Raw genomic sequence first — 23,875 nt, forward strand, 5'->3', positions numbered from 1 at the left:
CTCACTGCTAACCCACTCGCCGTGCCAGGGCCTCGATCACGGCGTGGCAGGCCCCCATAGCGTGATAGTCGACCTTGCCCGGCGGGCTCTTGAGGTCCGAGTAGCGCCGGTTGTCCGGCGTCAAGACGCGATACCAGCCGCCGTGGCGATGGTCGATCAGGTGGCGCCAGCTGTAGTCCCACAGCCGCTCGTACCAGCGCCAGTAGACCGCCCGTCCGGTGCGCATGCCCAGCAGCGCCGCGGCCGCCAGGCTCTCGGCCTGCACCCAGTCATACTTGTCGCCGTCGCTGAGCCGTCCTACCGGATCGAGGCCGGCGACCAGTCCGCCGTGGGTGCGATCCCAGCCCGCCGCCACGCTGGACAGGAACAGCCGCTCGGCGGTGGGCAGCAGCCAGGGCTCGGGGCGGTGACGCTCCAGCATCACCAGCAGCTTGGCCCACTCGGCCTGGTGACCGACCTGATAGCCCCAGGGACGGAACAGGTGAGCGGGCTCGCCGCGATGATAGTCCCAGTCGGGCCGCCAGCAGGCGTCGTAATGCTCCCAGATCCAGCCGTCCCGATGGTCGCAGCCGGCCAGCGTGACGGCCCGGGCGATGGCCAGCGCCTGGTCGAGATAGCCGCTCGCTCGCGTCGCCTCGAAGGCGGCCAGCAGGGCCTCGCAGCCGTGCAGGTTGGCGCTCTGGCCGCGATAGGGCGACAGCCGCCAGTGACGGCCGGCCTCGTCGGCGAAGCGCTGCCAGCGCGACTCCCAGAAGCGCCGCTGCAGCAGCCGGTGGGCGGCCTCGAGACCGTGCCGGGCCTCGTCGATGCCGGCCCGCAGCGCCTCGGCATAGGCCAGCAGCACGCAGACCAGTCCGTAGCAGTGCTGGGTGTCGTCCTCCACGATCCCGCTGTCCAGCGTCCAGGCATAGCCCTGGGTCGCCGTCTGGAAGTGCGCCTTCTCCAGGTAGGCGAGCCCATGGCGCGCCCAGTGGCGGTATTCGTCGCCGCCGCCGTGACGGGCGTGGCGGGCATAGGTCACCACATAGCGGGCGCTGGAGACCAGGTGGCGGTGGTCGTGATCGAGGATGGCGCCGTCATCGAGCAGGTAGTGGTAGAAGCCGCCGTGTGGATCGATGGCGCGGGGATGGTAGAAGGCCATGGTGCGGCGGACCTGGGCCTCGAGAAAGGCCGGATCGTGGACGTTCATGGCGCCTCCCGACGACGTGTTCCTCAAGGATGGCCGCCCGGCGCGAGGCGGGCGATACCACCATGGTGGCAACGCCCTGTCTCTCTCGTTCGTTCTCCTGCCCCCGCCTAGAGGGCGAAGCGCTCGGCCAGGTGGCGCGCCACGGCCGCCTCGTCGTGATGGCCGATGCGGCGCGCCCCGGGCAGGCGCGCGTCCAGCTCGGGATGGCCGTTGGCCATGATGTGGGCCTCGCCGGCCAGCGCCAGCATCTCGGTGTCGTTGAGGTTGTCGCCGAACGCCAGGCAGCGCTCGACGGGGAGATCGAGCCGGCCGAGCAGCGCCGTCAGCGCGGTGCCCTTGTTGACGCCCTCGGCCATGATCTCCAGCGAGTTGCCCATCGAATAGGTCACGTGCAGCCGCTCGCCGGCGCGGCGACGCACCTCGCCCTCGAGCTCGGCCAGGTGCCCGGGCTCGCCGATGTAGAGCACCTTGCCGACGCCCTCGGCGGCCAGCCGCTCCGGCGCCACCACTCGGTAGCCGAAGCCGGTGTGGGCATGCAGTGCCAGCAGCGTCGGCGCCTCGGCGTCGATCACCCACTCGTCGTCATGATAGAGATTCAGGCGCACGGCGTCGGGGCGAGGCAGGTCAATCAGCTCCCGGGCCAGCTCGGCCGGCACATGGCGCGCCTCGAGCAGGCTGTCGTCGGGCGCGTGGGTGTAGGCGCCGTTGGTGCTGATGATGTGGGCGTCCACCCCCAGGCGGTCGCGAAACGCCAGGATGTCGCGATAGTGGCGCCCCGAGGCCAGGGCGATGTGGTGGCCGCGCGCCGCCAGGGCGCGCAGGGTGGCCACGGTATCGTCCGCCAGGGCGTGGTCCGCGCCGAGCAGGGTGCCGTCGAGGTCGCTGACGATGAGATGGGCCGACATGGGCGGCGCCCTCCGCTGCAAAGAGTGTGCGCCCATTCTATCGGCTCCGCGCCGCGGGCTCATCCGGCCTCGCCACACCCCCGGCGACGATTGCTCGCCGCCCGATTGGCGCCGGCTGGCGGAATCCGTATAGTGGCCCTCCTATCCCGCCAATCGATCGTGACCATGCTGCAGAACAACTCGGCGCTTGCTCAGCTCAAGCAACAGATCCGCGACAACACGCCCCGTGTCGAAGGGGTCATCAAGGCCACCGACCGCGGCTTCGGTTTCCTCGAGACCGACGACGGCGAGTCCTACTTCGTGCCGCCCCCCGCCATGAAGCAGGTGCTCCACGGCGACCGTGTCGAGGCCATCCTCCACGAGGAGGGCGAGAAGAAGTCCGTGGAGCCGGACACCCTGATCGAGAGCGGCATGGAACGCTTCATCGCCCGCGTGAAGAAGCGCGACGGGCGCCTGTCGGTGATCCCCGATCACCCGTCGATGAACACCCCGCTGAAGGCCCGGGTCAAGCGCAGCCTCGACGAGGCGAGCCTCGGCGAAGGCGACTGGGTCGTGGTGCGCCTGGTGCGTCACCCGCTCAAGCCCGAGGACCGCGGCTTCTTTACCCAGATCGATGAGCTGGTGGCCAAGACCGACAACCCGGCGGTGCCCTGGCGGGTGACCCTGGCGCGCCACGCCCTCGAGCAGGAATGCCCGGACGCCGGCGACGACTGGCCGCTGCGCGACGAGGGCCTCGAGCGCGAGGACCTGACCGCCGAGCCGTTCTTCACCATCGACGGCGAGAAGACCCGCGACATGGACGACGCCCTGCGCGTCGAGCGGCGCGAGGGCGGCGGCTGGACCCTGAACGTGGCCATCGCCGACCCGACCGCCTACGTCGAGGAAGGCCACGCCGCCGACCTGGAGGCCCGCACCCGCGCCTTCACCGTCTACCTGCCGGGCCAGAACGTCACCATGCTGCCCGAGGCGCTGGCCGACGACCTGTGCTCGCTGTGGGAAGACCGCGACCGCCCGGTGCTGGCCTGCGCGCTAAACATCGAGGCCGACGGCAGCCTGGGCGAGTACCGTTTCTTCGCCGCCACCGCGCGCTCTCACGCCAAGCTGGTCTACGACAACGTCTCCGACTGGCTCGAGGGCCAGGGCGACTGGGCGCCGTCCGAGGCCATCGGCGAGCAGCTCGAGGCGCTGCGCGAGCTGACCGAGGCCCGCGCCGACTGGCGCGCCAAGCACGCCCTGGTGTTCAAGGACCGTCCGGACTACGTGTTCGACCTCGACGAGGCCGGCAACGTGCTGGGCATCCGCACCGAGGAGCGCCGCATCGCCAACCGCATGATCGAGGAATCGATGATCGCGGCCAACGCCTGCTGCGCCGACCTGCTGAGCCAGCACGTGGGCCACGGCATCTTCAACGTCCATCGCGCCTTCGAGGCCGACAAGGCCGAGGCGGCCCAGGAATTCCTGGCCGGCCAGGAGATCCAGGTCGAGCTCGAGGCGCTCACCGAACTGCCCCGCTACAAGGAGCTCAAGCGCGAGCTCGAGGGTCGCGAGGACGCCTGGCTGGACGCGCGCCTGCGCCGCTTCCAGGGCTTCACCAACATGTCCGCCCAGCCCGGCCCGCACTTCGGCCTGGGCCTCGACGCCTACGCCACCTGGACCTCGCCGATCCGCAAGTACGGCGACATGGTCAACCACCGCCTGATCAAGCGCGTGCTCAAGGGCGAGCAGGCCCCGGCCGAGGCCAGCCAGGCACTCACCGAGCAGCTCACCGAGCGCCGCCGCCTCAACCGTCTGGCCGAGCGCGACGTCAAGGACTGGCTCTACGTGCGCTACCTGACGCCGTCCGCCGAGGCCAACGAGAGCTTCGAGGCCGAGATCATCGCCATCAACCGCGGCGGCATGCGCGTGCGCCTGACCGCCAACGGCGCCACCGCCTTCATCCCGGCCCCGCTGATGCACAGCGACCGCGACAAGGTGGCGATCGACGACAAGGACGGCCGCATCCAGATCGAAGGCGTCGAGCGCTACAAGCTCGGCGACGTGATCCGCGTGGCCCTGACCGAGGCCCGCGAGGAGACCCGCTCGCTGGTCGGCCGCCCGGCCGAGTAAGCGCCCTCCCCGCGCGATCCCTCGCACGCACAACGGCGGCCCTCGGGCCGCCGTTTCACATTCATCTCCATACATACGAAAAGTCGAAGAGCGCAGACACTTTTCCTCGAATCCCATGTCGTCGAACTGTCTCAAAGCCCACGTAACGTGATGGTGGAACCATCGGCCCGCGCGGGAGGGACCCTTTGCATATCGCCGACGTCACCATGTTCCACGCCCCCTCGAGCGGCGGCGTGCGCACCTATCTCCAGGCCAAGCACCGCCGGATCGCCGAGATCCCCGGCCTGCGCTCGAGCCTGCTCGTGCCCGGCGCCGAACGCGACGCCCTCGACGACTGCCATACCCTGCCGGCGATGCGCCTGCCGCTGGGACAAGGCTACCGCTTCCCGCTGCGTCGCGCCCCCTGGCGCGAGCGGCTGCTGGAGCTCGCCCCCGACCTGATCGAGGCCGGCGACCCCTTCGTCACGCCCTGGGCCGCGCTGGAGGCCGGCCAGCGCCTCGGCGTGCCGGTGGTCGGCTTCTACCACTCCGACCTGCCGCGGCTGATGGGCGATCGCTTCGGCGGCGCGGTGCGCCGGCGCCTGGAGCGCTACGTGCGCGATCTCTACGGCCGCTTCGACGGCGTGATGGCGCCCTGCCGGGCCATGGCCGAGCGGCTGACGGACTGGGGCGTGGCGGACGTGCGCGTGCAGCCGCTGGGCGTCGACCTCACCACCTTCCACCCCGAGCGCGCCGATCCGGCCTGGCGGGCCTCGCTGGGGCTGCCCGCCGATACCCGGCTGCTGGTGTTCGCCGGGCGCTACTCGCGGGAGAAGAACGTCGACGTGCTGCTGCGCACCCTGCGGCGCCTCGGGCGGCCCTATCACCTGCTGCTGATGGGCCCGGGGATGCCGACCCGGGTGCCCGACAACGTGACCGTCATCTCGCGCTACTGCGACCGCCGCGAGGTGGCCCGGGCGCTGGCCAGCGCCGACGCCATGCTGCACGCCGGCACCCGCGAGACCTTCGGCCTGGTGGCGCTGGAGGCCATGGCCTGCGGCCTGCCGGTGGTCGCCGCCCGGGCCGGGGCGCTGATCGAGAACGTGCCGCTGGGCGGCGGGCTCCTGTGCAGGCCCCACGATGACGGCGCCATGGCCGAGGCGGTCGAGGCCCTGTTCGACCACGATGTCGCCGCCGGCGGCCGGCACGCCCGCCGTCAGGTGGAGCGTCGCTTCCACTGGAACCGGGTGATCGACGACCTGCTCGGCTACTACGTCACCCTCGCACCCGGCGACCGCATGGCCCAGCGCCTGCAACATGGCTGAGCGTCGCCGACACTACGGCGGGTGGCTGGCCGCGGCACTGGTGCTGGCCCTGGCGGTGCCGCTGATGATCGGCGGCCGCGACGCGCTGACGGCGCTGGGCGACTTTCCGCCGGGCAGGCTGGCGGGGATGCTGGCGCTGGTGGTGCTGTGCTGGAACCTCAACGCCCTGCGCCTGAGGCTGCTGCTGGCGGGCCGTGCCGGCCCGCTCGGCCAGCGCGGCGCCCTGGGGATGGTGATGGCCACCGAGTTCGCCATCTGCGCCACCCCGGGCGGCAGCGGCGGGCTGCCGACCCTGCTCGCGCTGCTGGCCCGACGCGGGCTGCGCCCCTCCCGGGCCTCGGCGGTGTTCATGGTCGACCAGTGCTGCGACCTGCTGTTCTTCCTGTCCGCGCTGACCACCCTGGTGCTGGTGTCGCTGGCCACGGCCGTGCCCTGGCCCCATCAGTGGCTGCCGGTCGCCGCCATCGTCGCCCTGCTGCTGGTGCTGGCGACGGGCGCAATGCTGATCCGGCATCTGCCGGCACTGCTGCGCCGTCGAGGAGCAGCACGCAAGCGGCGCCCTCGCCTGGCCCGGCGGCTGCTTGGCTTTCGCCAGGCGCTGGTCGCCACCCTGGCCCTGCCCCGCCCGGTGCTGATGCTGGCCATGGCCAGCTGCGCCGCCCACTGGCTGACGCGCTACAGCCTGCTCTACCTGGCGCTAGCCGGCCTGGGCGCCGACGTGGCCTGGAGCTGGGCCTTCCTGGTGCAGATGCTGTCGATGGCGGCCGGCCAGCTGAGCCTGCTGCCCGGCGGCACCGGCGCCGCCGAGCTCGGCACCGGCATGCTGCTGATCCCGCTGGTCGGCCAGGCCACCGCCGGGGCCGCCATCGTGATCTGGCGCTTCGTCACCTTCCACTGCTACCTGCTGGCCGGTGCCCCGGTGTTCCTGGCCATGGTCGGCCGGCCTCGAGGCCGCGGCACGACCGATGGCGACCGGGCGGGCTGAACGGGTCATGCTGGACCGGGCCGGCTCAGTCGGCCCGCATGGCCCGCGCCAGCATGTCGGACACCGGCTTGGCCAGGTAGCTGGCGAAGGTGCGACTGGCGGTCTGCAGCCGCACCTCGGCGGGCATGCCCGCCTGCAGCCGCATCGCATCGGGCATCGACTGACGCTCCGCCTCGCTGACCCGGACCCGCACCTCGTAGTAGCGCTGACCGCTGCGCTCGTCGGTGAAGCTGTCGGCAGACACCCGCTGTACCGTGCCGTCAAGGAGTTTCGAACGGCGACGGTTGAAGGCGCTGAAGCGGATCTCCGCCGACTGGCCGGGATAGACGCTGTCGATGTCACGGTCGTCAACCCGGGCCTCGACCACGAAATCCCCGCCGCCGGGGACGATCTCCAGCAGCGTGGTGCCGGGCTCGATCACCGCGCCACGGGTATGCACCGCCAGGCCGACCACGGTGCCCGCGGCCGGGGCCTCGACGACGGTGCGGCGCCGCTGGTCGCGCAGCGCGGTCATGCGCTCCTCGGCATCGGCGATCTGGCGCCGGGTCTCGCGCAGGCGCTCGCCCACCTCCTGACGAAACTCCTCGACGCGCACCCGCTTCTTCAGGTCGTTCTCGCTGATCTGCGACCTCAGCCGCGCGATTTCGGTGCGATGCTGTTCGATCTCGCCCTGGTACTGCAGCACCTCGCGCTCCAGCTCCCTCAGCCGGCGATTGTCGCCCAGCCCGTCCTTGAACAGCGAGCGATAGGCCTCGGCATCTTCGCGCAATGAGGCGAGCTGCTCACGGCTGACCCGGATCATCGCCTCGCGGCCCTCGATGCGCTGGCGCAGCTGCTCGCTCTGCTCCTCCAGCGACGCCAGCGCTCCCTCCAGCGCCTCGCGCCGCGACAGGAAGAGCCCGCGCTGCACCGCCTCGAGCTGCGCGATGCGCGGCGAGTCGGCGTCGGCCAGCTCGTCGGGAAACGTCAGGCGCTCATCGCCGGCCTGCTCGGCCATCAGCCGAGTCTCGGCGGCACGATTGATCAGGAACTGCGAGCGCGCGATCTGCAGCCGCGACTCGACCTGGGTCGGGTCGAGGACCAGCAGCGTCTGTCCCTCCTCGACGCGATCGCCCTCATCGACCGCGATGCGTCGCACGATGCCGCCCTCGAGGTGCTGCACCGTCTTCTTGAACGAGGCCACCTCGACCCGGCCCGGGGCGATCACCGACACGGCCAGCTCGGCCGAGACCGCCCAGCCGCCGAAGCCGAGCACGCAGACCAGCACCAGCGCCAGCCCCACGAGACGATGGCGGCGGTCGTCGACCGGCGGCCGAGGATCATCATGAGTCGGCTGCATGGGCACCTCCCTGACCGGTCGCTTCGCGGCGTCCCTGTCGCCGGGTCGCCATTCGCTCCAGCACTCGATCCCGCGGGCCGAACAGCGACACCCGGCCGTCGTCCAGCACCAGCAGTCGGTCGACCCGCTTCAGCACGCCACTGCGATGGCTGATCACCAGCAGGGTCACGCCGTCCCGCCGCAGGGCCTCCATGGCCTCGGCCAGGGCCTGTTCGCCGCGATGGTCCAGGTTGGCATTCGGCTCGTCGAGCACCACCAGCACCGGATCGCCATACAGCGCCCGCGCCAGGCCGATGCGCTGGCGCTGGCCGGCGGAGAGCAGGCCACCGCCCGGCTCCAGCCAGGTATCGTAGCCCTCGGGCAGCCGCAGGATCATGTCGTGCACCCCGGCGCGGCGCGCCGCCGCGATCACCCGCTCGCCATCGACCTCGGCGAAGCGGGCGATGTTCTCCGCGATGGTGCCGGCAAACAGTTCGACGTCCTGGGGCAGGTAGCCGAGGTGTGGCCCCAGGGCTCCACGATCCCAGCGCGCGATATCGGCGCCGTCCAGCCGCACGCACCCGTCATTGGCCGGCCATACGCCCAGCACCAGTCGCGCCAGGGTCGACTTGCCGGCAGCGCTGGGGCCGATGATGCCGACCTGCTGCCCCGGGGCGATATCGAGATCGATGCCGGCCAGGATGGGCCGTCGACCGCCCGGCGGCCCGGCGGTCACGCCCTCCAGCGTCAGCCGTCCGCGCGGAGCCGGCAGCGACATGGGTGGCGCGGGCGGTGGCGCCTCGCGGAAGATCGCCTCGAGACGACGATAGGCGGCCCGGGCCGCGACGACGCTGCGCCAGCTGCCGACCAGCTGATCGACCGGCGACAGCACGCGGCCCAGCAGGATGGAACCGGCGATCATCATGCCGGCGCTGATGCGCTCCTCGAGCACCAGCCAGGCACCGAGCCCCAGGATCATCGACTGCAGCAGCAGCCGCAGCGCTCGGGTGAGGCTCGACAACATGGCCGCCCGGTCGCTGGCCCTCGACTGCTGCCACAGCCCGCGGCGATGATGCGACAGCCAGCGCCCGGCGATGCTCGACAGCATGCCCATGGCCTCGAGGGCCTCGGCGTTGCGCAGGTTCTCCGCCGCCCGCTGACGGGAGGCCGCCATCTCCTGCTCGGCCCCCTCCAGCCAGCCACGGGTGGCCTTTTCGCTGGTGACCACCAGCGCCAGCAGCGACAGGCCGGCCACGGCGGCGAAGACACCGAACCAGGGATCGAACAGGAACAGCAGGGCCAGATAGACCGGCACCCAGAGCACATCGAAGAAGGCCAGCAGCGCACCTCCCGCCAGCCCCTGACGCAGGCTGGCGAGATCGTCCAGCGGCCCGGCCCCCTGCCCGCCCGCCTGACGCAGACCGCGGCGGAACATCGCCGCGTGCAGGGGTTCGACGACCCGCTCGTCGAGGCGATTGGCGAGGCGCACCAGCACGCCCGCTCGCACCCACTCCAGCCCGCCGATCACCACGAACAGGAAGACCGCCAGCAGCGTCAGCATCAGCAGGGTCGCTTCGCTGCCCGAGGTGATCACACGGTCGTACACCTGCAGCATGTACAGCGCGGGCGTCAGCAACAGCACGTTGAGACACAGGCTGAAACCCGCCACCCACAGCAACGACCCACGGCACGCCTGGCGCGCTCTCTCCAGCGGCGTCTCGGCATCCTTCCGGCCCTTCCCTCGCCCGCTCAACACCTCAGTGGCTCTCCCATGCCATGCTCCGACCTCACTTATCGGCCGCTATATTGACGCTATTTTTTGCTTATACAACACTAAAAATGGCGCCTATGCAGCGCCGGAAACCGAAAAATAACCGTCATCAAACCCTCACTTCAACCCATGGAATTCGTCTCAAAATGACGACAGAGAAATTTAGGAATTTAGATAAAAACCTATCGATAACTCAGGGTATTAATACCCTAAATCTTCGCCACCTCATGACAAGGGAATTCAATAAATGAGTTCGACAATCGAGGTAGACACTTCGACCTCCGCCGAGGAGCTCGAGAGCCTGATACGGGAAGCCGATTCGGGCACGACCTTCCAGCTTTCCGCCGGTGAATTTCGCTTCGATGATTCGATTACCATCGAACGCTCCGATATCTCCCTGATCGGTGCAGGATCCGGCGAGACGCGCCTGACCTTCACCGACGAGGCACTGTCACGGGATGACGACCAGGCAATTCACCTGGACGGCAGCGAGAACACCGACATCGGCACCCTGTCGTCGGATGCCGACAGCGGCGATCGACGGCTGACGCTGAATGACAGTTCCGACCTTTCCATCGGCGATACCATTCGCATCTGGCAGGACAACGACGACGCCTTCTTCGATGACATCGGCGATAGCTCCTGGCGCAAGGTCGAGTACGCCGAGCTGCGAACCAGCATGGCCAGGATCACCGATATCGACGGCGATCAGGTCACGCTTGACCGGGGCGTGCGATTCGATTTTGCGGCGGGAGACACCCAGGTGGAACGCCTGGAGAGCGTCGATGACGTCACCCTGGAAGGCTTCAGCCTGCACTTCGAGCTGGGCGAGGCCGACCCGTCGCACTTCGAGAACGCCCGGGACGATCTGAGCGGCTATCACGCCGTACATCTCGAAGGCACGGTGAACGCCCGGCTCGACGACATTCAGGTCATCGAGGGGCCCTCCACCGCCTTTCGTTTTTCCCGTGCCCTGGACACCAGAGCCGAGGATCTCGAGGCCCATGGCGCCTTCAACAAGGGCAGCGGCGGCAACGGCTATGCCTACGAGCTGCACGAGAGCTACGACGGCGTCTTCACCGGGCTGGAGGACAGCGGCATGCGCCACGGCCTGCTGTTCGCCTCCTGGCGCTCGTCGGCCGGCAACGAGGTCGAGATCGCTTCAACCGACCGCGATGTGAACTTCCACGGCGGCCGGGATCACGACAACAGCGTCCACGTGCGGCAATCGATCCGCGATCCCGAGGCGGACGCGCTGTCACCGGCGCTCTACGTCAACGAGGACGGCGAGAGCTTCGGTGCGCCGACCGATCCCGACGCCAACGAGGTCGTCTTCGACTACCTGATCGGCTCGCGACGCGCGGACGAGGTGCAGGGCTCAGACGACGGCGTCTACCTGAACGGTGGCCTGGGCCATGACCACCTCCGAGGCGGCAGCGGCAACGACCTGCTCCAGGGTGGGCCGGGCGACGACTGGTACGACGGCGACGATCGCCTGGACGGCGGCGAAGGCGTCGACACCGCGCGCTATACCGGCGGCATCGACGATCACGAGATCGCGATGTCCGATGACGGCGTGATCATCACCGGCAAGGGCAGCGAGGATACCCTCACCGACATGGAGTTCGCGGTCTTCGGCGATGGCATCACCCTGCACACGGCATCGGGCAACCTGTTCCGCGGCGAGGCCATCGACGCGCCTGAGCCCGGGGAGATCCTCGACGGCGACGGAATCAGGCCCGCCATCCTGGAGGACGACGCCGAGCTGCTGGTGACCGGCAACGTCACCAGCCAGTGGTCCTCGGGCTACGTGGCCGAGGTCTTCGTCGAGAACGTCTCCGATGACGACATCGTCGATCCACAGGTCGGTTTCGACCTGCCCGCCAATCTCGACACCCTGTGGAACGGCGTCGTCGGTGAAGCCGACGGCGGCTATCGGGTGCAGGACAACAACGCCAACACCCTGTCCCCGGGGGACGCCTGGCGCTTCAGCTTCAAGGCCTACGGCGATGACGAGCTGCCCGCCGAGATGAGCGCCGAGACCGGATCGGGGCAGTCCCTCGAGGTTCAGGTACTCGGCCTGGGCAACACCAGCGTGGAGGAAGTGGCCGGCTAGTACCGCCTCGCATTCCTCTCTCTATTCCGCCCCCCGCACGCAGGGAATCCAACGGATTCCCTGCCTGATGCCGAGTGCGCTTGATCATCTCTTCGCCGTACCAAGTTTCTTGCCCGTCAGGATATGGCATAGTAGTCACAAATCATTACAACGCCGTCCTCCGGACCTCCGGGCGGAATTGCGCAAGGAACACCATCAATGGCCCAACGCTGGGGACTGCGTGGCCAGTCCACCCTCACGCTGCTGCTGGCCTGCCTGCTGGCGCTGATACCGGCGCTGCTGATCGGCTGGCAGGCCGTCGATGAGGCGCGTCGCCACTTCGCCACCCGCTACGCCGAACAGTACACCCTGCTGCACATGCAGGAGATTCTCGCCCCGGTCTCCCGTGAGCTGGCCCTGGCGCGCCGCTTCGCCGACTCGGTGGTCACCCGGGAGTGGCTGGATGCGACGGACGACGTCGAGCGGCGCGATCGCTTCTTCCGCGAGGCCGAGGGCTTTCGCGATCAGTTCAGCGGTGACGCCTACTTCGTGGTCGACCATGACAGCGGCGACTACTACTACAACGACGCCGAGGCGCCCGAGAGCCGCCAGCCTCGCTATCGGCTGTCGCCCGACGATCCGGAAGACGCCTGGTACTTCGATAGCATCGCCAGCAACGCCAGCTACAACATCAACGTCAACGTCGATGGCAAGCTGGGGCTGGCCAAGGTGTGGCTGAACGTGGCGATACGCGACGGCGACCGGGCACTGGGCATGGCCGGCGGCGGGCTCGACCTGAGCCGCTTCCTCGACGACTTCCTGCGCGACAGGGCCCCCGGCCTGACGCCGATGATCGTCGACGACCGTGGCGCCATACAGGCGCACCCGGACCGCGATCGGCTGGCCCTGAACTCCGCCACCCAGCGCCGGCTCGATGGCGACGTGCCGCGCCTTCAGATGCTGGTCGACGACGCGGCCCAGCGCCAGCGGCTGGAGGATGCCATGCTCGAGGCACGGCGCCGCCCCGGCACGGTGCAGCAGCTCGACCTCAACCTCGAGGGTCAGCCCCGCACCCTGACACTGGGCTACCTTCCCGAGCTGCAATGGCTGTTCGTTTCGGCTCTCGATCTGGAAAGCGCGCCGGTGTTCGAAGGCCGCTGGTTCTGGGCGCTGCTGGGTGCCCTGGTACTGGTGCTGACCCTGCTGATGGCCGGTGTGGCCTACGGCATCGAGCGACTGATCCTCGGCCCGTTGCGCCGCCTGCAGCATTCCGCCCAGGCCATCGCCGACGGCGACTACGCCAGCCACCTGCCCACCGAACGCGGCGACGAGATCGGCGAGCTGTCGCGGGCCTTCGCCCACATGGCCGGACAGGTGGAGCGCCACACCCAGGAGCTCGAGGCCACGGTCCGGCACCGCACCCGGGATCTCGAGGCCACCAACGCCGAGATGGCCGCCGCCCAGCGCCAGATCGACGCCTCCCTCGAGTACGCCAGTATCATCCAGCGGGCCATCCTTCCCCGTCATCAGCTGGAGACTCACCTGGCCGGCCATCAGGCCGTGCTGTGGCGCCCGCGGGATCAGGTCGGCGGCGACATCTACGTCTTCCGCGCCACCGAGGCCGGCTACCTGATGGGCGTCATCGACTGCGCCGGCCACGGCGTCCCCGGCTCGCTGATGACCATGCTGGCCCGGGCCATCGTCGACCACGCCATCCTCAAGGTCGGCGCCGACGACCCGGCGGCCATTCTCAACGAGACCGACCGCCAGAACCGCGCCACCCTGCAGCGCGAGAGCCTGCCGGCCTCGATCGCCACCAACATGGACATGGGCCTGGTGTGGGTCGAGCGCGACGCCGGGCGCCTGACCTTCGCCGGCGCCAAGATGTCGCTCTACGCCAGCGACGGCGCGCATCTCGAGGTACATCCCGGCGGCAAGCGCGCCCTGGGCCAGAAGCGCACCATGGTGCACGAGAACCACATCATGCCGCTGCGCCGGGGCTGGACCTACTCGCTGTGTTCCGATGGCTTCCTCGATCAGGCCGGCGGCGAACACGGCTTCGGGTTCGGCAACCGCCGCTTCGAGGCCATGCTCAAGCGCCATGCCGACGCCACGCTGGATGACCAGATCGCCGCCTTCGAGGCGGAGCTGGACGCCTACCGAGGCGATCACGCCCAGCGCGACGACATCACCCTGCTATGCTTCCGCTTCGACACGCCACCCGATGACGGCGCGCTCGCTCACGCCTCGCCCTCGCCCACCTGACCCGGAGACGTCATGGATCTGCTGACCCTGCGCGACACCTACCTTCAGCAGCGCATCATGCTGTGCTTCAACGGCCCGATCTCGCGCAGCCTGATCGAGGAGATCGGCCATGCGCTGCGCAACTACCTGAACAGCCAGTCCGCCGCCCCCTCCTCGGCCATGGACGTCTTCGCCGTCTACATCGAGATGACCCAGAACATCCGCCACTACGCCCGCGAGCGGGGCTACGGCGAAGAGGACGCCACGGCCACGGTCGCCGTGGCCCGTGACGAGGATGGCCACTATCTGGTCTCCGCCGGCAACCTGGTGGAAGACGCCGACGGCCAGCGCCTGGTCGAAGCCGTGGAGAGCCTGGCCGGGCTCGATGCCGTCGAGCTCAAGCGTGCCTACAAGCAGCAGCTGCGCCGCCCCCGCGACGAGGCCGCGCCGAGCGGTGCCGGCCTGGGACTGATCGACATGGCCCGCAAGTCATCGCGCCCCCTCGAGGCCTCGCTGCAGCCGCTGTCCGCCGGCCGCAGCTTTCTCAGCCTGACAGCCACCATTTGAACGGTCTTTCCCCATGAGCCAAGATCTGACTCTCCCCGGCAGCGCCTCCACTCCCGCCATCCAGAGCGACTGGCAGGCCGGCCGGCTCACGATGCAGGGCGATTCCTATCCGGAGAATTCCTTCGATCTCTTCGACCAGGTCATCACCTGGGTCGAGGCGTTCCTGGGGCAGGAAGCACGCCCCCTGAGGCTGGACCTGCAGCTCGTCTACCTCAACACCAGCTCGGTCAAGGCGATGATGGACATCTTCGACCTGCTCGAGGAGGCCCACGAAGGCGGCCGCGAGGTCGGCGTCGAATGGCGCTACGACCCGCGCAACGAGCGCATCGCCGAGCTGGCCGAGGAGTTCAAGGAGGACTGCAGCTATCCCTTCGCCATCTGCCCGCTCGAGGTGAGCACGTGAGCGCCCGGGACGAAGCGCTGCTCGCCGAGGTGGCGGCGCTGCTGCAGGACGAGGCCCATGGCGACCACCCGCTGCACGAGGCGCTACGACGCCTCTATCACCACCATCTGGCGCAACGCGAGCGGCTGGAGCGAATGATCGCCATCGCCGACGGCTTTCAGCAGGGCGCCCAGGAGGACCTGCACGCGACCCGCCAGCAGCTGGAGCGACAACAGCGGCGACAGCGCAAGCTGTCTCGCATCGCCGACCGCTTTCAGGACTTCCTGCTCGAGCGCAACCAGGAGCTCGAGGACGCCTCTGGGCTGGACCCGCTGACCGGACTTTTCAACCGCCGCCGTCTCGACGAGCAGCTGGTGACGCTGGTCTCGCGCGCCATCCGGCATGGCCGTCCCCTGAGCCTGGCGATAATCGACATCGATCATTTCAAGGGCATCAACGACCGCTATGGTCATGCGGCCGGCGACCGGGCGCTGGTCGCCCTGGCCGGCGCACTGACGAACACGCTGCGCGGTGACGATCTCTGCGGCCGCTGGGGCGGCGAGGAGTTCCTCGTGGTAATGCCGGACACCCGCCTCGACCAGGCCGAATCGCTGCTCGTCCGGCTCGGCGACCGGCTCCGCCATCTCGACCTGGCACTGGACGACGCGCACCGCCCCACCACCGTGACCGCCAGCATCGGCGTCGCCGAGCACCGCCCCACCGAAGCCTACCAGGACACCATCCGCCGCGCCGACCAGGCGCTGCTGAGCGCCAAGGGCGAGGGGCGCGACCGCACCCGCCGAGCGAGCTGAGCCCCTCGCCCAGTCATCCGCCGCGACCACGAAAAAGGGCACCCCGAAGGGTGCCCTTTGCGCATCGCGTCGCGAAGACAGCGGCTTACCAGCCGGTGGCTTCCTTCAGCGCGTCGCCGATCTCGGCCAGGGAGCGCACGGTCTTGACGCCCGCCGCCTCGAGGGCGCCGAACTTCTCGTCCGCAGTGCCCTTGCCGCCGGCGATGATGGCGCCGGCGTGGCCCATGCGCTTGCCGGGAGGAGCGGTGACGCCGGCGATGTAGGACACCACCGGCTTGGAGACGTGCTCCTTGATGTAGGCGGCCGCCTCTTCCTCGGCGGTGCCGCCGATCTCACCGATCATCACGATGGCTTCGGTGGCCGGATCCTTCTCGAACTTCTCGAGGATGTCGATGAAGGTGGAGCCCGGGATCGGGTCGCCGCCGATGCCCACGCAGGTGGACTGGCCGAAGCCGTGGTCGGTGGTCTGCTTGACCGCCTCATAGGTCAGGGTGCCGGAACGCGACACGATACCGACCTTGCCCGGCTTGTGGATGTGGCCCGGCATGATGCCGATCTTGCTCTCGCCCGGGGTGATCACACCGGGGCAGTTCGGGCCGATCAGACGCACGCCCAGCTCATCGCACTTGACCTTGACGTCGAGCATGTCGAGGGTCGGGATGCCCTCGGTGATGCACACGATCAGCTTGATGCCGGCGTTGGCGGCCTCGAGGATAGAGTCCTTGCAGAAGGCGGCCGGCACGTAGATCACGCTGGCCTCGGCGCCGGTCTGCTCGACCGCTTCCTTGACGGTGTTGAACACCGGCAGGCCCAGGTGCTCCTGGCCGCCCTTGCCCGGGGTCACGCCGCCGACCATCTGGGTGCCGTAGGCGATCGCCTGCTCGGAGTGGAAGGTCCCCTGGCCGCCGGTGAAGCCCTGGCAGATGACCTTGGTGTTCTTGTCGATCAGGATGCTCATTACTTGCCCTCCGCTGCCTTGACGACCTGCTGAGCCGCGTCGGTGAGGCTCTTGGCAGCGATGATGTTCAGACCGCTGGAGGCCAGCTTCTCGGCACCCAGCTCGGCGTTGTTACCTTCCAGACGCACCACGACCGGCACGTTGACGCCCACCTGCTCGACGGCACCGATGATGCCCTCGGCGATCATGTCGCAGCGCACGATGCCGCCGAAGATGTTGACCAGCACGGCCTTGACGTTGTCGTCGGACAGGATGATCTTGAACGCTTCCGCCACGCGCTCCTTGGTGGCGCCACCGCCCACGTCAAGGAAGTTGGCCGGGCTGCCGCCGTTCAGGTTAACGATGTCCATGGTACCCATGGCCAGGCCGGCGCCGTTGACCATGCAGCCGATGTTGCCGTCCAGGGCCACGTAGTTCAGGTCCCATGCCGCGGCCTCGGCCTCGCGGGAATCCTCCTGGGAGGGATCGCGCATGGCCTGCAGGTCCGGGTGACGGTACAGGGCGTTGCCGTCCAGGTTGATCTTGGCGTCGAGGCAGTGCAGGTTGCCTTCCTCGGTGATCACCAGCGGGTTGATCTCGAGCAGCGCCAGATCCTTGTCGTGGAACAGCTTGGACAGGCCCAAGAAGATCTTGGTGAACTGCTTGACCTGTGCGCCTTCGAGGCCCAGCTGGAAGGCCAGCTCGCGGGCCTGGTACGGCTGGGCACCGACCAGCGGATCGATCTCGGCCTTGAGGATCTTCTCCGGAGTTTCCTCGGCGACCTTCTCGATCTCGACGCCGCCCTCGGTGGAGGCCATGAAGACCACGCGGCGAGTGGCGCGATCGACCACGGCACCGAGATAGAGCTCGCTGGCGATGTCGGTGCAGTTCTCGACCAGGATCTTGGCGACCGGCTGACCGTGCTCGTCGGTCTGGAAGGTCACCAGGTTCTTGCCCAGCCACTGCTCGGCGAAGGCCTTGGCCTCGTCGGCGCTCTTGACCAGCTTGACGCCGCCGGCCTTGCCGCGGCCACCGGCGTGGACCTGGGCCTTGACGACCCACATCTCACCGCCGATCTTCTTGCAGGCTTCCGCCGCTTCCTCGGGGGTGTCGACGGCAAAGCCCTTGGAGACGGGCAGACCATAGTCGGCAAACAGCTGTTTGCTCTGATACTCGTGAAGGTTCATCGATTCATGCCATTGGTTGCATGTGACTCGAACGGTAGTCGCCCGGGCGCCGGCTCGGCGCAGCGCGGCGGCTACCACCGCTCCCCTCCGATGCATGGCCGGAAGGGACGCGCCGCCCGAAGGCGGCGCTCTTGTTGTCTTACTTGCGCTTCTTGCGGTTCGCCATGTGGATGGCGTGACCTTCCACGGCCAGGGCTGCCTCGTGGACGGCCTCGGACATGGTCGGGTGCGCATAGCAGGACAGCGCCAGATCCTCGGCGCTGGAGCCGAATTCCATGGCGATGACGCCCTGGGCGATCATCTCGCCGGCGTGCTGGCCGACGATGTGCATGCCCAGGATACGATCGGTCTCGGCGTCGGCGATCACCTTGGCCTGACCCTCGGTGGCGTTGTTGGCCATGGCACGACCGCTGGCGGCGAACGGGAAGGCGCCGGTCTTGACCTCGATGCCGGCCGCCTTGGCGTCCTGCTCGGTCATGCCGACCCAGGCCACCTCGGGGAAGGTGTAGATCACGCTGGGAATGGCGTCGTAGTTCATCTCGGCCTTGTGACCGGCGATGATGTCCGCGACCATCACGCCCTCTTCGGAGGCCTTGTGGGCCAGCATCGGGCCACGCACGCAGTCGCCGATGGCGTAGACGCCCGGCACGCTGGTGCGGCACTGGTCGTCGACGTGGATGAAGCCGCGCTCGTCGAGCTCGACGCCCACGCCGTCACCGATCACGCCCTTGGTGTACGGCTTGCGGCCGACGCAGACGATCAGCTTGTCGAAGGTGATCTCCTGCTCGCCCTTGGCGTCGGAGTACTTGACCACGACCTCGTCGCCCTTGACCTCGGAGCCGGTGACGCGGGCGCCCAGCTTGATGTCCAGGCCCTGCTTCTTGAGCAGCTTCTGGGTTTCCTTGGCGATGGCGCCGTCGACCATCGGCAGGAAGTCGTCCATGGCCTCGAGGACCGTGACTTCCGAGCCCAGACGGTTCCACACGCTGCCGAGCTCCAGGCCGATGACGCCGGCGCCGATGACGCCCAGACGCTTCGGCGTTTCCTGGAATTCCAGCGCGCCGGTGGAGTCGACGATCAGGCCTTCGGTCAGCGGGGTCGGCGGGATCTCGACCGGCACGGAGCCGGCGGCGACCACGATGTTGTCCGCCTCGTAGGTGGCGGCGTTGCCGTCCTTGTCGGTGACCTCGACCTGCTTGCTGCCGGTCACCTTGCCGGTGCCCTCCAGCGCGGTGACGCCGTTGGCCTTGAACAGGCCGGCGATGCCGCCGGTCAGGTTCTTAACGATCTTGTCCTTGCGGGCCATCATCTTCTTGACGTCCATGGTGACGTCACCCGCCTCGATGCCCATGTCGTCGAAGTCGTGCTGCGCCTCGACGAACTTGTGGGAGGCCTCCAGCAGCGCCTTGGACGGGATGCAACCGACGTTCAGGCAGGTCCCGCCGTGCACGACATTGCCTTCCTTGCCGATCCACTTCTCGACACAGGCGGTCTTCAGGCCCATCTGGGCGGCGCGGATGGCGGCCACGTAGCCGCCGGGGCCCGCGCCGATGACGATGACATCAAACTTGTCGGCCATGTTGGCTCCTTGCGTTATGTTTCGCTGTGCTCGTTAACCGGCGCGGATCAGACATCCAGCAGCAGACGGGCCGGGTCCTCGAGCAGCTCCTTGATGGTCACCAGGAACTGCACCGCGTCCTTGCCGTCGATCATGCGGTGATCGTATGACAGCGCCAGGTACATCATCGGGCGAATCTCGACCTTGCCGTTGACCGCCATCGGACGCTCCTGGATCTTGTGCATGCCCAGGATCGCGGTCTGCGGCGGATTGAGGATCGGCGTGGACATCAGCGAGCCGAAGATGCCGCCGTTGGTGATGGTGAAGGTGCCGCCCTGCATCTCGTCGATGCCGAGCTTGCCGTCACGGGCACGCTTGCCGAAGTCGACGATGCCCTTCTCGACGTCGGCGATCTTCATGCTGTCGGTATCGCGCAGCACCGGCACGACCAGGCCACGGTCGGTGGACACGGCCACGCCGATGTCCTGGTAACCGTGGTAGACGATGTCGTCGCCGTCGATGGAGGCGTTGACGTCCGGGAAGCGCTTGAGCGCCTCGGAGGCCGCCTTGACGAAGAAGCCCATGAAGCCGAGCTTGGTGTCGTGGGCCTTGAGGAAGGTGTCCTTGTACTGCGCGCGCAGGTCCATGACCGCGCCCATGTCCACCTCGTTGTAGGTGGTCAGCATGGCGGCGGTCTGCTGGGCCTCGACCAGACGCTTGGCGATGGTCTTGCGCAGGCGCGTCATCGGCACGCGCTTCTCGGGACGCTCGCCCTCGGCGACCGGCGCCGGCGCCGCGGCGGCCTTGGCGCCGGCCGGCTGGGCGGACTTGGCCGACTTCTTGGCGCTGCCGTCCTTGATCGCCTTCTGCACGTCTTCCTTGAGGACGCGCCCCCCCTTGCCGGTGCCCTGGAGCTTGCCGACGTCGAGGTCATGCTCGGCGACCAGCTTGCGCGCGGCCGGGGCGAGGATCTTGTCGCCGACCTTCTCGTCGCTGGCGCCATCGTCGGCGGAGGCCGCGGCCTTACCTTCACCGGCGGCCGGAGCGGCATCGCCGCCGGCGCCTTCGGTGAAGATCGCCAGCACCTCTTCGGAGGCCACCTGGCTGCCTTCCTCGGCCTTGATCTCGGACAGCGCGCCGTCCGCCGGCGCGACCACCTCGAGCACGACCTTGTCGGTCTCGATCTCGGCCAGCACCTCGTCACGCTTGACGGCTTCGCCGACCTGCTTGTTCCAGCTGGCCACGGTGCCTTCCTGGACGGACTCGGGGAAGGTCGGGGCCTTCACCTCGTGCGCCTGGCCGCCGGCGGCCGGAGCGGCCTCCGCCTTGGCATCGCTCTTCTCTTCGCTGGCGGCCTCGGCCTTGTTGCCGCCGCTGGCCGCGCCTTCGCCGATGCGGCCGAGTACCTGCTCGGACTGCACGGTATCGCCTTCTTCCGCCAGCACCTCGGCCAGGGTACCGGCCTCGGGTGCCACGACCTCGAGCACCACCTTGTCGGTCTCGATCTCGACGATCAGCTCGTCACGCTCGACGCTGTCGCCCGGCTTCTTGTGCCAGGCGGCCACGCTGCCTTCGGCAACGGATTCCGGAAAGGTGGGTGCCTTGATCTCGGTAGCCATGTCGTTTCCCTTGTGTGTTCTCTCTCGTCCCGGTGGGCTGCCTTAGAGGTTGAAGGCGTCTTCCACCAGCTTGCGCTGCTGTTCGGTGTGCACGGACATGTAGCCCGCCGCGGGCGCCGCCGATGCCGGGCGGCCGGCGAACTTGAGCTTGCCGCCCAGGCCCGTCTTGAGCTGCTCCGCCACGCTGCGCATGTGGTGCTGACTGGGGTACCAGGCGCCCTGGTTGAGCGGCTCCTCCTGGCACCACACCATCTCGCTGGCGTTGGTGTAGGCCTGGATCGCCTCGAAGAGCTCGGCTTCGGGGAACGGGTAGAGCTGCTCGAGACGCAGGATGGCCACGTCGTCGCGGGCGTTCTCCTCGCGCCAGTTGGCCAGGTCGTAGTAGACCTTGCCGGCACACAGGATGATGCGCTCGACCTTGTCGGCGTCGCGCTTGCCCTGGTCGGGAATCACCATCTGGAAGCTGCCGTTGGCGAGCTCGTCCAGGCTGGAGGTGGCATCCTTGTGGCGCAACAGGCTCTTCGGCGACATCACCACCAGCGGCTTGCGCAGCTTGCGGATCACCTGGCGACGCAGCAGGTGGAAGATCTGCGCCGGCGTGGTCGGCACGCAGACCTGCATGTTGTGCTCGGCGCACAGCTGCAGGAAACGCTCCAGGCGCGCGGAGGAGTGCTCGGGCCCCTGCCCCTCGTAGCCATGCGGCAGCAGCATGGTCAGGCCGCACAGCCGCTCCCACTTGGTCTCGCCGGAGGAGATGAACTGGTCGACCACCACCTGGGCACCGTTGAAGAAGTCGCCGAACTGCGCTTCCCAGATCACCAGGTCGTTGGGCGCCGTGGTGGAGTAGCCGTACTCGAACGCCAGCACGGCTTCTTCCGACAGGAAGGAGTCGTGGATGGTGAAGCGCGGCTGGCCATCGCTCAGATGCTGCAGCGGCACGAAGGTGCTGCCGTCCTTCTGGTTGTGCACCACCGCGTGGCGGTGGGAGAAGGTGCCACGACCCACGTCCTGGCCGGTCAGGCGAATCGGGTGGCCCTGGTCGAGCAGCGTGGCATAGGCCAGAGTCTCGGCGAAGCCCCAGTTGCAGGCCATGCCGCCGGCCTGCATCTTGCGGCGGTCGTCGTAGATCTTGGCGACCTGGCGCTGCACGCTGACGCCGTCCGGCACCTCGCACATGCGCGCCGCCAGATGCTGCAGGCGCTTCATGTCGAAGCTGGTGTCGGTGTGGCCGCTCCACTCGTGACCGAGATAGGGCTTCCAGTCGACGAACAGCGCGGTGTTCGGCTTCTGCACCAGGGCGTTGGCCACGTGGTTACCGGCGACCAGGTCGTCGCGATAGCCTTCCATGGTGGCCTTGGCCTCATCCTCGGAGTACAGCCCCTCCTTCACCAGGCGCTCGGCGTACAGCGCGCGCGAGGACGGATGGTTCTTGATCTTGCTGTACATCATCGGCTGGGTGCCGGACGGCTCGTCGGCCTCGTTGTGACCGCGGCGACGGTAGCACACCAGGTCGATGACCACGTCCTTCTTGAACTGCTGGCGGTAGTCCAGTGCCACCTGGGTGGCGTGCAGCACGGCGTCCGGATCGTCGCCGTTGACGTGGAAGATCGGCGCCTGAACCATCTTGGCGATGTCGGTGCAGTACTCGGTGGAGCGCGAGTCTTCCGGATGGGACGTGGTGAAGCCCACCTGGTTGTTGATCACGATGTGCACCGTGCCGCCGGTCCGGTAGGCGCGGGTCTGGGACATCTGGAACGTCTCCATGACCACGCCCTGGCCGGCGAAGGCCGCGTCGCCATGGACGTTGATCGGCAGCACCTTGCCGCCGTCGGTGTCGTTGCGACGATCCTGGCGGGCCCGCACCGATCCCTCGACCACCGGCGCGACGATCTCCAGGTGGGAAGGGTTGAACGACATGGCCAGGTGGACTTCTCCGCCCGGGGTCATGACGTTGGAACTGAAGCCCTGGTGATACTTCACGTCACCGGAGCCGCGCTCGACCAGCTTCTTGCCGTCGAACTCGTCGATCAGCTCGGACGGGTTCTTGCCCAGGATGTTGACCAGCACGTTGAGACGGCCGCGGTGGGCCATGCCGATCACGACTTCCTTGGTGCCGTAGCCGCCGGCGCGCTGGATCAGCTCGTCCATCATCGGGATGAAGGACTCGCCGCCCTCCAGGCCGAAGCGCTTGGTGCCCGGGTACTTGGAGGCCAGATAGCTCTCGAGACCCTCGGCGGCGGTGAGCCGCTCGAAGACATGCTTGCGGACGTCTTCGCTGAACGTCGGCGCCGAGCGCACCGACTCGAAACGCTGCTGCAGCCAGCGCTTCTCTTCGGTGTCGACGATGTGCATGAACTCGCAGCCGATGCTGCGGCAGTAGGTCTGCTCCAGCGCCTCGACGATCTGCTTCAGCGGTGCCTTGTCGGCGCCCATGAACAGAGAGCCGGTCTGGAATTCGGTATCCAGGTCGGCCTTGGAGAGCTGGTGGAAGGACAGATCCAGGTCGGGCACCGGGGTCGGGCTACGCAGATCGAGGGGATCGATATCGGCCTTCTGGTGTCCGCGGAAGCGATAGGCGTTGATCAGCTGCAGCACCTTGACCTGCTTGCGGTTCTCGTCGCTCTCGGAAGCGGCGGACGCGGTCTGGGCGGTGCGGCGCTGGCGGCCTAGCTGGTAGAACTGTTCGCGGGTAGGGGCAAGCGGAACGTCTTGAGTGGCGCTGCCATCGGGTCTCGGCAGTTGATCGAAGTACTGACGCCATTCGTCGGGAACGGCAGAGGGGTCATCGAGGTACTGCTCGTAGAGCGCTTCCACGTAGTGGACATTGCTGCCACTGACATGGGAGGAGCGCCACATCAACTCCATTATGCCTTGTTGCATCTCTCGGTCACCCTGC

The 23,875-nt window shown here is 68.2% G+C and carries 17 protein-coding genes; 8 read left to right on the forward strand and 9 right to left on the reverse strand.

The genetic code is table 11. The features are described from left to right. Nucleotides 1–7: 7 nt before the first annotated feature. Both CVH10_RS08425 and CVH10_RS08430 read right to left on the reverse strand, forming a co-directional pair. Nucleotides 8–1,189, reverse strand: coding sequence for an AGE family epimerase/isomerase (locus CVH10_RS08425; protein WP_106488357.1), 1,182 nt, complete (start codon nucleotides 1,187–1,189; stop codon nucleotides 8–10). Nucleotides 1,190–1,296: 107 nt separating this feature from the next. Then, nucleotides 1,297–2,094 carry a Cof-type HAD-IIB family hydrolase gene (locus CVH10_RS08430; protein WP_035597250.1) on the reverse strand — a complete coding sequence of 266 codons (798 nt, stop codon included), beginning with the start codon at nucleotides 2,092–2,094 and terminating at the stop codon, nucleotides 1,297–1,299. Between the two features lie 165 nt (nucleotides 2,095–2,259). Between CVH10_RS08430 and CVH10_RS08435 the strand changes: the two genes are divergently transcribed. The 3 genes from CVH10_RS08435 to CVH10_RS08445 all read left to right on the forward strand — a co-directional run bounded on the left by CVH10_RS08435 (nucleotide 2,260) and on the right by CVH10_RS08445 (nucleotide 6,489). Next, the gene (locus CVH10_RS08435; RefSeq protein WP_035597254.1) at nucleotides 2,260–4,200 is read left to right on the forward strand and encodes an exoribonuclease II; all 1,941 of its coding nucleotides are present in this window, start codon (nucleotides 2,260–2,262) and stop codon (nucleotides 4,198–4,200) included. Between the two features lie 185 nt (nucleotides 4,201–4,385). Then, nucleotides 4,386–5,504 carry a glycosyltransferase family 1 protein gene (locus tag CVH10_RS08440; protein ID WP_106488358.1) on the forward strand — a complete coding sequence of 373 codons (1,119 nt, stop codon included), beginning with the start codon at nucleotides 4,386–4,388 and terminating at the stop codon, nucleotides 5,502–5,504. Beyond that, complete coding sequence (locus CVH10_RS08445) at nucleotides 5,497–6,489, forward strand: lysylphosphatidylglycerol synthase transmembrane domain-containing protein (protein WP_106488359.1); 993 nt, start codon at nucleotides 5,497–5,499, stop codon at nucleotides 6,487–6,489. The genes CVH10_RS08440 and CVH10_RS08445 overlap by 8 nt, the downstream gene beginning before the upstream one ends. Before the next feature lie 25 nt (nucleotides 6,490–6,514). Here CVH10_RS08445 and CVH10_RS08450 read toward each other — a convergent pair whose 3' ends face one another. Together CVH10_RS08450 and CVH10_RS08455 are read right to left on the reverse strand one after the other, a co-directional pair. Continuing rightward, nucleotides 6,515–7,828: an HlyD family type I secretion periplasmic adaptor subunit gene (locus CVH10_RS08450; RefSeq protein WP_106488360.1), complete on the reverse strand. Its 1,314-nt coding sequence runs from the start codon at nucleotides 7,826–7,828 to the stop codon at nucleotides 6,515–6,517. Then, complete coding sequence (locus CVH10_RS08455; protein ID WP_369335755.1) at nucleotides 7,812–9,563, reverse strand: type I secretion system permease/ATPase; 1,752 nt, start codon at nucleotides 9,561–9,563, stop codon at nucleotides 7,812–7,814. Before CVH10_RS08455 ends, CVH10_RS08450 begins: the two co-directional genes overlap by 17 nt. 262 nt (nucleotides 9,564–9,825) lie before the next feature. Here CVH10_RS08455 and CVH10_RS08460 point away from each other — a divergent pair, with 262 nt between their 5' ends. The 5 genes from CVH10_RS08460 (at nucleotide 9,826) to siaD (ending at nucleotide 15,678) form a co-directional block, all read left to right on the forward strand. Then, on the forward strand, nucleotides 9,826–11,694 hold the full coding sequence (locus tag CVH10_RS08460) for a cellulose binding domain-containing protein (RefSeq protein ID WP_106488362.1): 1,869 nt from the start codon (nucleotides 9,826–9,828) through the stop codon (nucleotides 11,692–11,694). 198 nt (nucleotides 11,695–11,892) lie between these two features. Continuing rightward, a complete protein-coding gene (siaA, locus tag CVH10_RS08465) occupies nucleotides 11,893–13,938 on the forward strand; it encodes a biofilm regulation protein phosphatase SiaA (protein WP_106488363.1) in 2,046 nt (681 codons plus the stop codon). A 12-nt stretch (nucleotides 13,939–13,950) separates the two neighbouring features. Then, nucleotides 13,951–14,484, forward strand: a complete 534-nt coding sequence (gene siaB / locus CVH10_RS08470; RefSeq protein ID WP_035597267.1) for a biofilm regulation protein kinase SiaB — start codon at nucleotides 13,951–13,953, stop codon at nucleotides 14,482–14,484. Nucleotides 14,485–14,497: 13 nt separating this feature from the next. Continuing rightward, nucleotides 14,498–14,887, forward strand: a complete 390-nt coding sequence (gene siaC / locus CVH10_RS08475; RefSeq protein ID WP_106488364.1) for a biofilm regulation phosphoprotein SiaC — start codon at nucleotides 14,498–14,500, stop codon at nucleotides 14,885–14,887. Next, a complete protein-coding gene (siaD, locus tag CVH10_RS08480; RefSeq protein WP_035597273.1) occupies nucleotides 14,884–15,678 on the forward strand; it encodes a biofilm regulation diguanylate cyclase SiaD in 795 nt (264 codons plus the stop codon). The genes siaC and siaD overlap by 4 nt, the downstream gene beginning before the upstream one ends. Before the next feature lie 85 nt (nucleotides 15,679–15,763). Here the strand turns inward: siaD and sucD are convergent, their stop codons facing one another. The 5 genes from sucD to CVH10_RS08505 all read right to left on the reverse strand — a co-directional run bounded on the left by sucD (nucleotide 15,764) and on the right by CVH10_RS08505 (nucleotide 23,859). Then, on the reverse strand, nucleotides 15,764–16,636 hold the full coding sequence (gene sucD, locus CVH10_RS08485; protein WP_035597275.1) for a succinate--CoA ligase subunit alpha: 873 nt from the start codon (nucleotides 16,634–16,636) through the stop codon (nucleotides 15,764–15,766). Next, nucleotides 16,636–17,802, reverse strand: a complete 1,167-nt coding sequence (gene sucC, locus CVH10_RS08490; RefSeq protein WP_016856036.1) for an ADP-forming succinate--CoA ligase subunit beta — start codon at nucleotides 17,800–17,802, stop codon at nucleotides 16,636–16,638. The genes sucD and sucC overlap by 1 nt, the downstream gene beginning before the upstream one ends. 139 nt (nucleotides 17,803–17,941) lie before the next feature. After that, nucleotides 17,942–19,381, reverse strand: a complete 1,440-nt coding sequence (gene lpdA / locus CVH10_RS08495; RefSeq protein ID WP_035597278.1) for a dihydrolipoyl dehydrogenase — start codon at nucleotides 19,379–19,381, stop codon at nucleotides 17,942–17,944. 47 nt (nucleotides 19,382–19,428) lie between these two features. Then, nucleotides 19,429–20,979 carry a 2-oxoglutarate dehydrogenase complex dihydrolipoyllysine-residue succinyltransferase gene (gene odhB / locus CVH10_RS08500; RefSeq protein ID WP_106488365.1) on the reverse strand — a complete coding sequence of 517 codons (1,551 nt, stop codon included), beginning with the start codon at nucleotides 20,977–20,979 and terminating at the stop codon, nucleotides 19,429–19,431. A 42-nt stretch (nucleotides 20,980–21,021) separates the two neighbouring features. Next, entirely contained in the window at nucleotides 21,022–23,859 is a 2,838-nt protein-coding gene (locus CVH10_RS08505) for a 2-oxoglutarate dehydrogenase E1 component (RefSeq protein WP_035597286.1), read from the reverse strand. Nucleotides 23,860–23,875 lie beyond the last annotated feature (16 nt).

The sequence above is a fragment of the Halomonas sp. ND22Bw genome (assembly GCF_003011945.1).
Lineage (GTDB): Bacteria > Pseudomonadota > Gammaproteobacteria > Pseudomonadales > Halomonadaceae > Halomonas > Halomonas halophila.